The organism is Paraburkholderia jirisanensis (assembly GCF_054782355.1).
The window spans coordinates 198,710-212,982 of sequence record NZ_BAAGSQ010000026.1 but is presented as its reverse complement, the minus strand read 5'-3'; the positions used below and the strand labels follow the sequence as shown (position 1 = coordinate 212,982).

At 60.4% G+C, this 14,273-nt stretch carries 15 protein-coding genes; 11 read left to right on the top strand and 4 right to left on the bottom strand.

Annotation, left to right across the window (positions count from 1 at the left end):
• Positions 1-31 precede the first annotated feature (31 nt).
• The 5 genes from ACYVNQ_RS17315 to ACYVNQ_RS17295 all read left to right on the top strand — a co-directional run bounded on the left by ACYVNQ_RS17315 (position 32) and on the right by ACYVNQ_RS17295 (position 5,042).
• A complete protein-coding gene (locus ACYVNQ_RS17315; RefSeq protein ID WP_460903781.1) occupies positions 32-2,620 on the top strand; it encodes a cohesin domain-containing protein in 2,589 nt (862 codons plus the stop codon).
• A complete protein-coding gene (locus ACYVNQ_RS17310) occupies positions 2,617-3,216 on the top strand; it encodes a type II secretion system protein (protein ID WP_460903780.1) in 600 nt (199 codons plus the stop codon). Before ACYVNQ_RS17315 ends, ACYVNQ_RS17310 begins: the two co-directional genes overlap by 4 nt.
• Positions 3,216-3,611, top strand: a complete 396-nt coding sequence (locus ACYVNQ_RS17305) for a type II secretion system protein (RefSeq protein ID WP_460903779.1) — start codon at positions 3,216-3,218, stop codon at positions 3,609-3,611. The genes ACYVNQ_RS17310 and ACYVNQ_RS17305 overlap by 1 nt, the downstream gene beginning before the upstream one ends.
• 2 nt (positions 3,612-3,613) lie before the next feature.
• Positions 3,614-4,474, top strand: coding sequence for a type II secretion system protein (locus ACYVNQ_RS17300; protein WP_460903778.1), 861 nt, complete (start codon positions 3,614-3,616; stop codon positions 4,472-4,474).
• Between the two features lie 193 nt (positions 4,475-4,667).
• Entirely contained in the window at positions 4,668-5,042 is a 375-nt protein-coding gene (locus tag ACYVNQ_RS17295) for a DUF4148 domain-containing protein (protein ID WP_460904944.1), read from the top strand.
• A gap of 168 nt (positions 5,043-5,210) precedes the next feature.
• Here the strand turns inward: ACYVNQ_RS17295 and ACYVNQ_RS17290 are convergent, their stop codons facing one another.
• Positions 5,211-6,422, bottom strand: coding sequence for an FAD-dependent oxidoreductase (locus ACYVNQ_RS17290; RefSeq protein ID WP_460903777.1), 1,212 nt, complete (start codon positions 6,420-6,422; stop codon positions 5,211-5,213).
• Positions 6,423-6,660: 238 nt separating this feature from the next.
• Here ACYVNQ_RS17290 and ACYVNQ_RS17285 point away from each other — a divergent pair, with 238 nt between their 5' ends.
• From ACYVNQ_RS17285 to ACYVNQ_RS17265, 5 genes are all read left to right on the top strand, one after another.
• On the top strand, positions 6,661-8,127 hold the full coding sequence (locus tag ACYVNQ_RS17285; protein WP_460903775.1) for an amidohydrolase family protein: 1,467 nt from the start codon (positions 6,661-6,663) through the stop codon (positions 8,125-8,127).
• Between the two features lie 211 nt (positions 8,128-8,338).
• Complete coding sequence (locus ACYVNQ_RS17280; protein ID WP_460903774.1) at positions 8,339-9,271, top strand: SMP-30/gluconolactonase/LRE family protein; 933 nt, start codon at positions 8,339-8,341, stop codon at positions 9,269-9,271.
• Between the two features lie 214 nt (positions 9,272-9,485).
• Positions 9,486-9,893: an MAPEG family protein gene (locus tag ACYVNQ_RS17275; protein WP_460903773.1), complete on the top strand. Its 408-nt coding sequence runs from the start codon at positions 9,486-9,488 to the stop codon at positions 9,891-9,893.
• Positions 9,894-10,004: 111 nt separating this feature from the next.
• The gene (locus ACYVNQ_RS17270) at positions 10,005-10,280 is read left to right on the top strand and encodes a hypothetical protein (protein WP_460903772.1); all 276 of its coding nucleotides are present in this window, start codon (positions 10,005-10,007) and stop codon (positions 10,278-10,280) included.
• Between the two features lie 31 nt (positions 10,281-10,311).
• Positions 10,312-10,707: a DUF2471 domain-containing protein gene (locus ACYVNQ_RS17265; RefSeq protein ID WP_460903771.1), complete on the top strand. Its 396-nt coding sequence runs from the start codon at positions 10,312-10,314 to the stop codon at positions 10,705-10,707.
• 174 nt (positions 10,708-10,881) lie between these two features.
• Here ACYVNQ_RS17265 and ACYVNQ_RS17260 read toward each other — a convergent pair whose 3' ends face one another.
• Complete coding sequence (locus ACYVNQ_RS17260) at positions 10,882-11,166, bottom strand: hypothetical protein (protein ID WP_460903770.1); 285 nt, start codon at positions 11,164-11,166, stop codon at positions 10,882-10,884.
• 319 nt (positions 11,167-11,485) lie between these two features.
• Between ACYVNQ_RS17260 and ACYVNQ_RS17255 the strand changes: the two genes are divergently transcribed.
• Positions 11,486-12,853 carry a methyl-accepting chemotaxis protein gene (locus ACYVNQ_RS17255; protein ID WP_460903769.1) on the top strand — a complete coding sequence of 456 codons (1,368 nt, stop codon included), beginning with the start codon at positions 11,486-11,488 and terminating at the stop codon, positions 12,851-12,853.
• A 35-nt stretch (positions 12,854-12,888) separates the two neighbouring features.
• On the opposite strand, the gene ACYVNQ_RS17250 is transcribed toward ACYVNQ_RS17255, so the two are convergent.
• Together ACYVNQ_RS17250 and ACYVNQ_RS17245 are read right to left on the bottom strand one after the other, a co-directional pair.
• Positions 12,889-13,113, bottom strand: a complete 225-nt coding sequence (locus ACYVNQ_RS17250; protein WP_460903768.1) for a DUF2798 domain-containing protein — start codon at positions 13,111-13,113, stop codon at positions 12,889-12,891.
• Between the two features lie 9 nt (positions 13,114-13,122).
• Positions 13,123-14,166 carry a LysR family transcriptional regulator gene (locus ACYVNQ_RS17245; RefSeq protein ID WP_460904943.1) on the bottom strand — a complete coding sequence of 348 codons (1,044 nt, stop codon included), beginning with the start codon at positions 14,164-14,166 and terminating at the stop codon, positions 13,123-13,125.
• Positions 14,167-14,273: the final 107 nt, after the last annotated feature.

The following is a 14,273-nucleotide window of genomic DNA, read 5'->3' as shown; positions in this document are numbered from 1 at the left end:
CCCGAAAAAAGGCCTTTCAAGGAAGCAACCGTTGCGTACGCAATCTTCAACACCTAACAAACTTCGCGCCGCCTGCGGCTTTGCCAGACGCAACTGGCGCGTGCTGGTGCTCAGCGTCGCCGTGCCGGTGGTTCTGGTCGGCTGTGCCCAGGATAAGGCCTTTCGCGACGGTCAGAATCTGCTTGCGCAAGGCAAGACCGATGAGGGTCTCGCGAAGCTGCAGGAAGCAGCCGCGCAGAATCCCAAGGATGCGGAGTACCGCCAGGCGATGCTGGCGGCGCGCGAGCACACCATAGCGGGCTACGACGAGCAGGGCGATCGGCTGGCGGCGAACGGGGCACAGGCCGCGGCGCGCCAGTCGTATCAGAAGGCGCTGGCGCTGGATCCGGTCGACGAACGTGCGCTGGGCGGCATCGCTGCACTGGAAAATGCCGCGCGGCTCAATGCGCTGGTCGATCGCGCGCAGGCGCTGGCCGGCAAGCACGATATCGACGGCGCGCGCCGCCTGCTGGTGCAGGTGCTGACTGAAGCGCCCAAGCATCCGCGCGCACTCGCGCTGCAGCGTAGCCTCGGCATCGATTCCGGCGCGGCACGGGTCGAGTCGGCGCTCGCAAGCGCGTACCGCAAGCCAATTCACATCGACTTCAAGGATGCGTCGCTCAAGCAGGTGTTCGACGTGATTTCGCGCAGCGCGGGGCTGAACTTCGTATTCGACAAGGACGTGCGCACCGATCAGCGCACTTCGATCTATCTGCGCAACAGTACGATCGAGGCGGCGGTGCGCTATGTGCTCGCCACAAACCAGCTCGCGCAGCAGGTGCTCGACGAAAACACCGTACTGATCTATCCGAATGCACCGGCCAAGCTGAAGGATTACCAGGAACTCGCGGTACGCACCTTCTTCCTGTCGACAGCTGAAGCGAAGACGGTGGCCAATACGCTGAAGACGATCGTCAAGACGCACGACATCGTGGTCGACGAGAAGCTCAACATGGTGATCGTGCGCGATACGCCCGAAGCGATCAAGCTCGCCGAGAAACTCGTCGCGCTCGAAGATGTGGCCGAGCCCGAAGTGATGCTCGAAGTGGAAGTGCTCGAAGTGCAGCGTAACTCGACCCTGGATCTCGGCGTCGCGTGGCCGGCTTCGGTGGCGTTGACGCCGTTGCCGGTGGGCAGCGTGATCAGCCCGGTCAGCGGCTCGAGCAGTTCGTCGAGCGGCTCGTTCGGCAACCCGTTCGGCTCCTCATCGTTCGGGTCGACGTCGACAGGCAACGGTTCGTCGCCGTCGCTGTCGCTCAACGACCTGTTTCACCAGACTTCACGCACGATCGGCGTGTCGTCGATCCAGGCAACCGCCAACGCGAACCTGAGCGATTCGAGTGCGAAGCTGCTGACCAATCCGCGCATTCGCGTGCGCAATCACGAGAAGGCGAAGATCCTGATCGGCGAACGGGTGCCGAACATCACGTCCACCGCGACGTCGACAGGCTTCGTCTCGCAATCGGTCAACTATCTGGACGTCGGCCTGACGCTGAATGTCGAGCCGACCATCTATCTGGATGACTCGGTCGGCATCAAGGTGCAGCTCGAAGTGAGCAGCTTGCTGAACCAGATCACCGGTAATTCCGGCACCACCGCGTATGAAATCGGCACGCGCACCGCGAGCACGGTACTGCAGCTGAAGAACGGCGAAACCGACGTGCTGGCCGGCCTGATCGACAGCGAAGAGCGTACCTCCGGCAACAAGATTCCGGGCTTCGGACAGATTCCGATTCTGGGCCGGCTGTTCGGCGCCACCACTAACGACGATAAAGATACCGAAATCGTGCTGGCGATCACGCCGCACCTAATTCGGAATATCCAGCGGCCGGAAGCGGGCGCGGCGTATTTCACGGCTGGCACCGAGAGCAACATGCAGAGCATGATCCAGTCGAACGGCGGTGGCAGCGTGTCGGTTAGCAACGCGGCGCCGTCGAGCAGCTCGAGCAGTGGATCGAGCCGGGCGTCGGGTACGGGCTCGTCGAACGCGGCCGGCAGCAACGGCGCATACGGTAGCAACGGCAGTAACGGGTCGTATGGCAGCAATGGGTCGTCGTTTGGCAATGGGTCATCGTTTGGCAACGGCGTGAGCGGCGACCCCGGTGCGGTGGGATCCAACGGCTTCGATCCGTCGGTCGGCGCCCCGGGAGGCGGGGGGCTGGGCGGCACCGCGCAGATGTCGCTGCAAGGGCCGCAGCAGGCGAAGGTTGGCGATACGGTGACGGTCACGCTGATGATGCAGTCGGACCAGCCGGTGACCGCGGTGCCCGCTACCGTGACATTCGACAACACCAAGCTGCAGTTCACCGGCGTGACCGAAGGCGACTTCATGAAGCAGGGCGGCGCGCAGACCAGCTTCTCGAGCCGCGTCAACAACGGCCAGCTGACCATGGCCGATTCGGTGTCGGGCGGTACGGGCGCCGCGACGCAGGGCACGTTTGCGGTGTTGAGTTTCCGCACGCTGGCGCCGGTGTCGCAAACAGCCATTCAGGTGCAGGCGGGTTCGATGATTGGTGTGGGCGGCGTACCGGTGACGGCGACGCCCGCTTCGCCGTACGACCTTGCGGTGATTCCGCGATGATGGGTGCGGTCGCATTTCGTGCCGGTGCGGGCTGTGCTCATCGCGCACGTGACGCTGCCGCATGTCGCGCTGAGGTTGCGTGCCACGCGCATCGTGCAGACAGTGCGCGCGATGCCGCACACCATCGCACGCAGCGCGGCTTCACGCTGATCGAATTGCTCGTCACGCTGGCGATTCTCGGCGTGCTCGCCTGCATGACCGTTCCGGTCGCACAGGTGATGCGCCAGCGCGAACGCGAGCAGGAGCTGCGTGCAGCACTGCACGAAATCCGCAACGGCATCGACGCGTACCAGGCGGCGAGCAAAGACGGCCGCATCCAGAAGGATGCGGGCGCAACCGACTATCCGCCGACTCTGGACCTGCTGGTGGTCGGTGTGCCGGACCAGACCGACCCGAAGGGGCACAAGATGTATTTTCTGCGCCGCATTCCGCGCGACCCGATGAATAACGATGCCGAACTCGCCGATGCGGCCACATGGGGCAAACGCAGTTATGCAAGCGAAGCGGACGACCCGCAGGAAGGCGACGACGTGTACGACGTTTATTCGCTATCGAAAGGCGTCGGGCTCAACGGCGTGCCCTACCGGAGATGGTGATGCGGAAGACAGGACGCTTGCGCCATGCGGCAGGCTTCACGCTGATCGAACTGCTGATCGTGCTGGCGATCATCGCCACGATGCTGACGCTGGCGCTGCCGGAGTATTTTCATTCGATCGATGCGTCGAAAGAGAAGGTGCTTGCGCAGAACCTGCATGTGACGCGTATGGCGATCGACCAGTTCTATGGCGACCTGGGGCGGTATCCGGATTCGCTGCAGGAAATGGTGGATAAGCATTATCTGCGGACCTTGCCGTTCGATCCGGTGGCCGATAGCGACACCACATGGCATGTCGTACCGCCGCCTGATGAACAGTTTCCGGGCAACGTGTACGACCTGAAGAGCGGCGCCGAAGGCACGGACCGCGATGGCAAGGCTTATGAGAGCTTTTAGGCGTGAGTGACCTTCGTCGAATCGGCACAAGCGGGCGCGGTGCGAACTGCGTATGCCGCGGTCGTGATCGCGCTTGCGCGAGCCGCCGAGTTGCCGCACAGGGTGGCTTCGCCTATCTCGCGCTGCTGATCCTGCTTGCGATCATCAGCGTGACGGCTGCGGCTGAAGCAGAGCTTGGCGCGGTGTACCAGCGGCGTATGGCCGAGCGCGAATTGCTTGCGGTCGGCAATGAGTATCAGCGCGCGTTGCTCAGTTATGGCAATGCCACGCCGCTCGGTCAGCCGACGCAACCGCGCACGCTCGACGACCTTGTGCGCGATCCGCGCTATCCGAATGTGGTGCGCCACCTGCGCAAGCTCTATCCGGACCCGATGACGGGCAAAAACGACTGGGTGCTGGTGATGGCGCCGGATGGGCAGACTATCGTCGGGTTGCATAGCGCGTCGACGGGGCATCCGATTCAGATTGCGCGGTTTCCAGCGCAATTTCAGGGCTTTGAGGATAAGAAGAGCTACACCGAGTGGGTGTTCTTCGCGCGCACGCCTGTGCTGACGCAAGGGGCGCGGCCGACTTCTGCTGGCGATGGGTCGGGCAATGCGCTGCCGGCTGGTGGCGCGCCGACGGGTGGCTTGCCGATGGGCGGTTCGTCGTCCAATGGTTCGCCGTTCAATAGCGCACCCACGGGCAATGGGTCGTCGAATAGTTCGCCGTTCGGCAGTTCGCCATTCGGCGGGTCATCGACAGGCAGTGGCGCAGCGAACGGATCGCCATTCGGCGGCTCATCATTCGGTGGGTCGACATTCAACAACTCACCTGGCGGTGGTTTCGGCAGTGGCAATGGCAATAGCAACGGCAGTCAGTAAACCTGCGATATCGCGAGTCATGCAGCCGATGACCTTGAAGGGCAAACGACACGTCCGCGATCCGGTTGGCACAGGAAAAGACAACAATCATTTGTTTTGACGGGGCTTAGTGAAAGCGAGCTCTGGCCCTAGACTGCATTCACTGAAACGCAAACGGGTGTTTGCGGAAAAACAAAGTCTGGAGGTAGTTATCATGAAACTCGTTCAATCGCTCGTCGTTGCTGCTGCTCTTGCCATCCCCGCTGTATCGTCCTTTGCTCAATCGAACCAGCCTGTCACCCGCGCAGAAGTGAAGGCGCAGCTGGTGCAGCTCGAAAAGGCAGGCTATCAGCCCACGAGCAACGACACACAATATCCGCGCGATATCCAGGCAGCTGAAGCGCGTGTGAACGCTGAAAACAGCGCGGCAGCAGATGTGGGTGGCGTCAGCGATGGCACCTCGGCGTCGGGCACTCACCACCCGCTGCGTTCGTTCGACCGCGCAGTCGCTAGCCTGGGCCACAAGGTGAAGGCATCGATCCGCCCGGATGCAAACGATGGAATGAAACCTGTGTACTTCGGTTCGTAAAATGGCCATGGCAGCCTGAGTAGTCAGGCTGGCAGTTTCGAGGCGCGCACTGGTCTGCGCGCCTTTTGCTTTCAAACAAAACCTCCTCCAGCGGCCCAATGAACCTCTGGATTGCCCAGGGCAATACCTGGGCTTTTTTTCGTCTATACGCCTTCATCGGCTCTCGGCTCAACCGACATCCTCAGCAAAAAAGCGGCAACGTGCCGTTTCGTCGCTTGGGGTATCGGGACCAAGTCCAGGCAAATCCGGCACGCGGTTCGGCTCATTTGCCCAATGCGGCAACACGCGCGCGCGGCGGGCGTCCGCTATTGGTCCGGTCTCGTACAGCAGCTGGGTGAGCCAGTCTTCGACGCGGTGCAGCGCCAGGTAATAGCGGTCGTGCTGTTGCGCGTACGAATGTGCGGCGGCCTGCCAATCGTCGGTGCCGAGCAGGCAGTCGCGTAGCACCCGGACGTCTCGCAGCGTCAACGACAACCCGCATCCCCACGACGGATCGCTGGCAGCGGCTGCATCGCCGATCAATGCCACACCGTCACGATACGGATGATCGACCCAACAGTCAGCACCCGGATAAGCCGCCAACGGGCCAGCGACGCTTGCACCTGCGTACCAATCGCGAGGCACACCGGTCGTGGTGCAGGCATCGACGATGTCCGCGATGTGCCGGCTGCCGCTAAGAGTGCGCTGCTGTGAGACTCCAGATATTGCATAGGACCGGAATCGTTGCTGGCCAATCGGAAAGATCAACGCGCCCTGCCCACGCGACGGATTCTGGAAGTATTGGACCGCATCTTCCGGGGCACGGAGCCCTTCGTGCAATACGCCGGCAATGACTAGACGTGGTGGGTCCTGGTTCACGATGAAGCCCGCCCAATTGCGTACCATCGACCGGCGACCGTCTGCGCCGACCACCAGGCGAGCCCGCACATGCTCTTCGCCGTGAGCCGTCCGGATCCGCACGGCGGGCACGTCCCCAGGCATGACGCCGACGACGGCGGTATCCCGGCGTACGATCGCGCCGGCTGCTTCTGCCGCGTCGAGCAATGTGCGTTGCATCGAAGGATGGTAAAAGTTGAGGCAGCCGTTGTGCGCCGATGTTGTTTCGACCAGGTCGCGGCAATCGCGCGGCACGGGTCCGAAGTAACGCTTCCACCAGCGCACCTCATGAGCACCGCTATCGCGCATCAGATCATCAATGCACAGCGCACGTGCCTCCGTGACGCCCCACGGGTGCATTCCTTCTCCGCGTACGCGGTCCTTGAATACGGCCTCGCACTCTATCACCAGTGTGCGGATTCCCTGGCTCGCCAATGAGCGCCCGAGTGTCGCTCCACCCAGACCGCCACCTACGATGACGACGTCGTAGTTGCTTTGTGCCATTTCGACGATCCTCCGAAGCGTTGGAGTCGGGCTGCTAACTATCACCTGTTCGAATATAGTCGGTAGACGACTCTCCGATTGACGAATTGAAGTCTCATCGAACGCGAATGACTTCCAGCGCGCATCTTTCCGCAGTTCAACCCATGAGGGCCGCAAAAAAGATCGGTGGTACATATACTCCGGGTAGCAGTTCCCCGACGCACGAGATTCTCTCTCGCTCCGCGAGAAGGAGACAGTCATGGCGTTTCTGAACGACCCCGACGGCAAGCGGCTTCCCATCAAGCTCGACTCCGCCACCAACGGCGAATTCATACCGATTCCGCTGGATCCCGTTCACCATGAAGCGCGCCACTGTGCGCTCGACAGCGCAGGCGACAACGCAAAACGCCTCTCACTCGACCGGCGCAGCTTCCTCGTAACTGCCTGCGGTGCCGCGACCACGTTGCTCGGCATGAACGACGCTTACGCGAGAAACGGCCTGACCGGCGGGTTCTTCGACGTGCCATCCGAAGCGGCGCGCGATCTGCAGCTCGCGCGCTCGACGCTCGACGGATCCGAGTTCATCTTCGACGTGCAGGGGCATTTCGTGAATCCGACTGGCGCGTGGACCCAACGCCTGCCGCCCGGCGCGAGGCCGATGCGGTTTCCCAACACGGAGCATTGCGCGCGCGCGCCGGGTGCTGGGCGACTGGGCTATCTGCAATGCATCGGGTCAGACGAGTTCGTCAAAGACGTATTTCTCGACTCCGACACCGACCTGATGGTGCTGTCTTTCGTGCCATCAACGCGCGAGGACGAACCCCTCACGATCGAGGAGGCGCAAGCGACGGCACGTATCGTCGAGCGGCTCGACGGCACGCATCGCATCTATATTCACGGTCGCGTCAATCCGAATCAGCCGGGCGATCTCGAAGGGATGGACGAACTCGCCAAACGCTACAAAATCTCGGCGTGGAAGACCTATACGCAATGGGGACCCAATGGTGTGGGATTTTTCATGGACGACGACCCGGGTATCGCGATGATCGAGAAAGCGCGCAAGCTCGGCGTGAAGAACATTGCGATCCACAAAGGCATTCCGTTTGGCGAAAGGTCGTATGAACACTCGACTTGCGTGGATATCGGGCGGGTCGCCAGGCGTTATCCGGACGTCAATTTTCTGATCTACCACTCGGGCTTCATACCGGGCGCGGGCGAGGGACCATACGATCCGCGTCGCCCCGACGGCGTCGACGCGCTCGTTACCAGCCTGCGCGAAAACGACGTGAAGCCCGGCACGAACGTCTATGCGGAACTCGGATCGACATGGCGTTTCGCGATGCGCGACCCCAACACCGCCGCGCACACGCTAGGCAAACTGCTGAAGTCCTGCGGCGAGACCAACGTGCTTTGGGGTACGGATTCGATCTGGTACGGCTCACCGCAGGATCAGATTCAGGCTTTCCGTACGTTTCAGATTTCAAGCCAGTTGCGCGACAAACACGGCTACCCTGAAATCACACCGGCAATGCGCGCGAATATTTTTGGGCTCAACGCGCTCAGGATCTATCCCGTTCCCGACGACGTGCTGCGCAAGTATGTGAAGCGCGACCGGATCGCTGTCGAACGCGATGAATATCGCGCGGAGCGGCACGACCCGAGTTTTGTGACACATGGACCGAAGACGCGTCGGCAATTTCTGAATCTGAAAGTATGGGAAGCGTGAGAGCGGAACGCTTTCTGTGTCGCACGAGCAGCTACAAAAAGGGGCCAGCCAAAGGGCAGCGCCCCTGCGATCCTCACTTTCACTCGCAATATCAACGTCACAAAGTTCTCGTGCAACCTGCGGTAGTCTGTCGGGAACGGTTCGGCAGCGGCAGGTCAACTAATCGACTCCGCTATACCACGACGGTAATACTGATCTGATGGAGGTTGCTGTGGCTACGAAGAATGGCGGCACGCTGTATGTCCTGCAGGCACGTCCACCGGCGATCATCGCTTTGTCACCGGATGGTTCACACGAGGTCGTTATCGCGAACCTTACGCGCACGCCCGACGGCATCAAGGTCGATGCTGAAAACCAGGTGGTCTACTGGACCAACATGGGAACCGGCATCCATCTGGTCGACGGCGATCCGGCTTCCGGCGCCATTCCCCCGAACGACGGCACGATCGAAAGCGCGAAGCTCGACGGAAGCGAGCATCGAGTGCTGGTGCCTTCCGGTATGGCCGGAACGCCCAAGGAACTCGTGCTGGACAAGGAGGGCGGTCATCTTTATTGGTGCGATCGCGAAGGCATGCGAGTCATGCGCGCACGGCTGGACGGCACGGAGGTGACGGAACTCGTTCGCACCGGGAATTTCCCCGAGGATACCGGCGACGCGACGCGCCATTGCGTAGGCATCGTATTGAATAAGGCAAACGGGCATGTCTACTGGACGCAGAAGGGGGCACCGGATGCTGGACAGGGTCGCATCTTCAGGGCGGGCATTGAGCTGCCGCCCGGTGCGACACCCGAGCGGCGCCCGGATGTCGAATGTTTGCTGGCCGATCTGCCCGAGCCGATCGACCTCGATATCGATCACCGCGAGTCCATGCTTTACTGGACCGATCGTGGCGACGATGCGCATGACGGAAATACACTGAACCGCGCCAGAATCACGGCATCCGGACTGGTCGATCGCGAAGTTCTCGCCCGGGAGCTCAAAGAGGGGATCGGCGTGTCTCTCGACTCAGCGGGGCGCCGCGCGTTTGTGACCGATCTGGGTGGCAACGTGCGTGAGTTGAGCATCGATACGAAGCACGAGTCGCATTTCACCACCGTTGCTCATCTGGGTGTGCTGACCGGAATCGACTACGCCGACATTTGAGTCGGATCCCTAAGGACTGCCCGGGGGTGTATCCGGGCAGTCTTACCCCGCGGTTATCAGCTTTCGAAATTCTCAAGAATCGTTGATGGTTGTATAGCTGTTCATTAACATCTAATATCGGTGGCTTAGTCCTGATTCGAGTGCATCCTCGTCAGCTCAACTCTGCGGCGCGGCTATCCGCACGACGCCGCGGCCACATCGGAATTGTCGCTTCATGCCCTTGCAAACCTCACTTGGATTTGCCGGCGCGTTCGCGCTGTTGAACCTATGGCTCGCCTATCGTTGTGTGCGGGTTCGTCTGAATGGACCTGGGGGAGTAGGCGACCTCGGTATCCCACAGTTGCAGGCTCGCATGCGCGCTCATGCAAACTTCGTTGAATACACGCCGTTTGTATTGATTCTGATCGCGCTACTTGAATACTCCGGCGGCTCGCGCGTGTTGCTACAAGAACTTGGGGCCGTTTATATAGTGGGCCGCATTCTTCACGCGTTCGGTATCGAGCGACCGAAATTCGCCATGCAATTCATCGGCGCACTGGTCACCTGGCTGGTTCTGCTCGCACTAGCCATTTGGGCGATCTGGCGAGCCTCGCACAGCGCGTTAACTGGACCTTTGTTTTAAACCAGCAACCCTCACGGAATACTCGCGCAACCACGGTCGACGTAATCCGGCTTGCATTTGGGCAGAAACCTGTATAAATTCACAGTACTGGGTTTATATACAGGGTCGGCCATGAATCAGCTTATCCGTATTTTGAACGACAGCGATCGCGAGACGGTCGCCTGGCTGTGTACTCACGTCGGAGATGTACGCGTCGCTGCTGCTGCACGATGTCTTGGCCGCAACGGCAAGCCCTATGTATCGGCAGTATGCCGATACTTGGGCGTGCGTCCGCCGGCTGTACATCAGCGTCGTCTTCGCATGGAAGATTGCACGGTGGGAGATCAGCATCTCGCCGTGATTCGCCAGTTGCTGGCACAACGGGGTAGCGTTCTTTCGTCCTTTTGAACGACCATTCACACGTGTTGACCGCACAATCATGATCAATGCAGCAGCCTTCGATGCAGATGTCCAGGGTGCCGATCCTGTCGCCCTCGAGCGCGCACTTCGCAGCGCCTCGCTAGACCTACAACAGATCATCGTCACGGTCGCTCGACGCCACATGGATAGTGGACGTCGCGTCAGTTCGTATGGCGCGCGATCGCCGACCTGGCGAACGCTGCAGACTATCGACGAACAAGCATTTGAAAATTCCGGATTCGTCGCACGGCACGACGAAAATGTCCGTGCAATGTTCATCCGATTTGGCGACTCCCGTCTCTCCAACGCAGATCTCGACTCTCCCGTCGACTGGCGGCGTGACGACGACAATCTGCCGGCCGTGTATCTGCTCGTGCGCGCGTTGGCGGAAGAGGGCGTAACTACGTCCGATTGATGAAGGCGCTGCGTAGCTTAACGCTCGCTGAAGCATAGGCCCGCAGCAGGACGGCTTTCAAAAGCAAACGCGCGCAGATCAATCTGCGCGCGTCATTTGCTATTTCACCTACAGAATAGCCACTGTCTGCTGCCAGGACGCCAACAATGTCCTGTCGCAATCAACCCGGTTAATTTACGAACCGAAATAAATCGGCTTCATTCCATCGTTTGCATCCGGGCGAATTGAGCCCTGGATCTTATGGCCAATGCGCGAAACCTCGTTGCGGAACGCGTGCAGATGCGGATGATTTCCCGAGGCTGACGTGCCATCTGCAACGCCACCAACATCTGCTGCAGCCGCATTCGTCTGTACGACCTGAGAGTTGACCGGCGCTGCCGTATCGTTCGATTGAGCAAAAGACGACACAGCGGGAATAGCGAGAGCAGCGGCAACGATGAGCGATTGAACGAGTTTCATGATTCCTACCTCCAGGCTTGATTTTCCGCAAACACCCGTTTGCGTTTCAGTGCTTGCAGTGTAGGCGGCAGGCGGCCTGTGATTAAGCGCCTGAGGAACAATTGAAAGTTGTCGAGATAGGTACAAACCCTTGCATTTCAGTTTGAAAGACTTCATCGAGTCGCGAGCCCGACGTTTCAACTTCTCCCGGAATTTGCCGATATTGCAGTGAGCACTCAATGTTGACAGCCGCAAATCGCGGCGCCCCGAACACGCCAAGTGATCCATGCATTCGACCGACGAACTCCTTCGAAACCTCTATGTAAGAACCGACCGGCTCATGCTTGCGGTCGTCTGGGCTTTGTTTCTGATCTCGTGCGCGCTCGCCCCGCAGAACTTCACCTGGGATGTCGTGTTGTGGATCGGCCTGCCGCTGGCGCTTCTCGCCACCATCATGGTCCGCTTTTGTTCCGGCGCGCTGCTCACGCGACTGTCGTTTGCTGCTTGCCTGATGACCTTCGCATCGCTGCAGATTCAGCAGGAACGGGGCATTCCGGAACTGCATTTCGGCGTCTTCGTGTTGATGTCGTTTCTCCTCGCGTATCGCGATTGGCGGCCCATCGTCTGCGCCGCGACGGTGATTGCGGTCGAGCACGTGCTGATGAACTACCTGCAACTCGCAGGCCTCGGTGTTTACTGTTTTACCGCACCCGCATGGCCCACCGTGGTGATCCATGCTGCGTATGTTGTCATCCAGGCTGGCCTGCTGATCTTCATCGCGGTCCATATGAAGACAGATGCGCAAAGCGGTCAGGAACTCGCGTTGCTTGGCGAAGCACTGTCCCGCGAGACGGGCAAATTCGACTTGCGCCTGCCTGACATGAATCTCGCAGGGGCAAGCAGCCGGACCTTCAAGAGCACACTCGACGCGATCCACGTGTCGATGCGCGACATCACGTTGAGCATCGAAAAGATGGCTGCGGCCTCCGAACATATCTCGACCGGCAACCGCGATCTGTCACAGCAGATCGGCACCCAGGCGAAAACGCTGGACGCCACCACGGCGGCGATGGAGCAGATTGCCGATAGGGTCAAGCAAAGCGCTGACATGACTGCGTCGGCCGATGTGCTGGCACGCGAGACTTCGGAATGCGCGCGGCATAGCGGCCAGGTTGTACGGCAGGTCGTCGACAACATGGACGGCATAGAAGCAGCAGTCAGGCGGATGGGGGACACGATCGCCGTCATCGAAGGCATTGCCTTTCAGACCAATATCCTTGCGTTGAATGCTTCCGTCGAGGCCGCACGCGCCGGCATCCACGGACGCGGCTTCGCTGTCGTCGCGGAAGAAGTTCGCATGCTCGCGCAGCGTTGCGCCACTGCGGCGCGCGAAACGAAGACGATGATCGTCGATTCGCTGGCGCAGGTTGAGCGAGGCGCCTCGCTGGTGGCAAGTGCGGGCGACACCATGCAGCAGGTCATCGATCGCGTCGAACGGGTCGCCCAGCTCGTCGAAGAGGTCAGTTCGTCCAGTGTCGCGCAAAGCCGGGATCTCGACAGCTTCAATCAGGCCATTCACGAAATGGACACGCTCCTGCAACGCGACGCGGTACATGTGCAGGGCGTGGCATCGGCGTCGAGCGAGCTCAACGAGGAAGCCAAGGGTCTACGCCAGACGATGTCGATATTTTTAGTGGGGCAACGCTAGTTGTCCGCGCTGCTCGCACGTAGCGCCACTAGCGATCAGCGCGTCATACCATCGGTGAGCCGATGGATGAATGGGGCCGCAAATACGACGACAGGCAGCATCACCAGCCACGAGAAAAGGTACGCATGCAGCCAGTGCGACGCGAACGATCCGTCCGTGACGAAGTGCGCGTTTGCGATGGCGGACGCTACGGCACACGTTATTCCGGACTGAATTGCTCCAAATACGAAGTGGCCATAGCGCCTGGGAATTCTGCGCATGAGCCGCACCTAGAGCGTCCTTGCATCGAATGTTCCGCTACGTCGGGGCGGTTCCACTCGCTCGACGACCCTGAGCAATGGCTTCGGCGCACCCGGTTTTGAGGATGTCTGCGCGTGAGCCGCGGTCATATCGTCAAGATCCCGCTGCATATTCGCCAGCGCATCCGGAATGGTCATACGCAGATAGTCGATCAACGTACGAACCTTGGCATCCGGATAACGGCCCGGCGCATGCATCGCGTACACGTTGAACGCACGCATCCGATAGTGCGGTAACACCCTGACGAGCGCGCCGCTGCGCAGGTCGTCGATAGCGTTATAAATCGCGAGGGCGCCTATACCCACGCCGGAACGCAGCGCCTGGGCGAGGGCATCGGGTGTGTTCACCTGGAAGGGCGAGGCGTCGACCGGCACCACCACTGCACCGTCGGCACTTTCGAGGTGCCATTCGTTTGCGGGCGCAACGGGACTCACGAATCGCAGCGATACATGGTTCACCAGATCCGCGGGTAGGGTAGGCACACCATTCGCCGCCAGGTACGCCGGCGATGCGACGAGCACCGAGCGGGTCGTCCCGAGTGTGCTCGCGACATAGCCGGAATCGGGCAGTTGCGACGCACACATCAGCGATACATCGAAACCGTCTTCAACGAGGTTAGGCACGTTCTGATCGATGCTGAGTTCGACTGATACCTCTGGGTGACTGGCCTGGTATGCGATAAGCGCCGCAGTGACAAACCGTTGAGCCAGCCCCGGCGACGAATGCACGCGAACGTGCCCGCTGGCAGTGGTGACCGCGCTGCGGGCTTCCGCATGCGCGTGATCGACGTCGGCAAGGATTGCCTTGGCACGCCTGTAGTAGCGCGCGCCGGCCTCTGTCGACGAAATGTGGCGGGTGGTCCGACGAAGGAGCGTAGCCTGAAGTTGCTTCTCCAGCGCCGACACCGCCCGCGAGATCTGGGCCGTGGTCACGTCGTTTTCTTGCGCGACTGCCGTGAACGTGCCGGCTTCAACCACGCGAACGAACATGCGCATATTCTGAATGGTGTCCATGATAGACGTTCCTGCTAAACACCGGGAATCGTCCGGCATGCTCAGATACTGTCTATCTTTGACGTTTGTGTCAAATTAAAATAATGAATACCTGCTACGCGCGACGC

Bases quoted from the DNA above. Each gene is read 5' to 3' on its own strand.
- ACYVNQ_RS17265 (WP_460903771.1), top strand. From the start codon at position 10,312: ATGATCAATGCAGCAGCCTTCGATGCAGATGTCCAGGGTGCCGATCCT.
- ACYVNQ_RS17310 (WP_460903780.1), top strand. From the start codon at position 2,617: ATGATGGGTGCGGTCGCATTTCGTGCCGGTGCGGGCTGTGCTCATCGC.
- ACYVNQ_RS17250 (WP_460903768.1), bottom strand. From the start codon at position 13,113: ATGCGCAGAATTCCCAGGCGCTATGGCCACTTCGTATTTGGAGCAATT.
- ACYVNQ_RS17285 (WP_460903775.1), top strand. From the start codon at position 6,661: ATGGCGTTTCTGAACGACCCCGACGGCAAGCGGCTTCCCATCAAGCTC.
- ACYVNQ_RS17295 (WP_460904944.1), top strand. From the start codon at position 4,668: ATGAAACTCGTTCAATCGCTCGTCGTTGCTGCTGCTCTTGCCATCCCC.
- ACYVNQ_RS17270 (WP_460903772.1), top strand. From the start codon at position 10,005: ATGAATCAGCTTATCCGTATTTTGAACGACAGCGATCGCGAGACGGTC.
- ACYVNQ_RS17290 (WP_460903777.1), bottom strand. From the start codon at position 6,422: ATGGCACAAAGCAACTACGACGTCGTCATCGTAGGTGGCGGTCTGGGT.
- ACYVNQ_RS17260 (WP_460903770.1), bottom strand. From the start codon at position 11,166: ATGAAACTCGTTCAATCGCTCATCGTTGCCGCTGCTCTCGCTATTCCC.
- ACYVNQ_RS17275 (WP_460903773.1), top strand. From the start codon at position 9,486: ATGCCCTTGCAAACCTCACTTGGATTTGCCGGCGCGTTCGCGCTGTTG.
- ACYVNQ_RS17305 (WP_460903779.1), top strand. From the start codon at position 3,216: ATGCGGAAGACAGGACGCTTGCGCCATGCGGCAGGCTTCACGCTGATC.
- ACYVNQ_RS17255 (WP_460903769.1), top strand. From the start codon at position 11,486: ATGCTTGCGGTCGTCTGGGCTTTGTTTCTGATCTCGTGCGCGCTCGCC.
- ACYVNQ_RS17245 (WP_460904943.1), bottom strand. From the start codon at position 14,166: ATGGACACCATTCAGAATATGCGCATGTTCGTTCGCGTGGTTGAAGCC.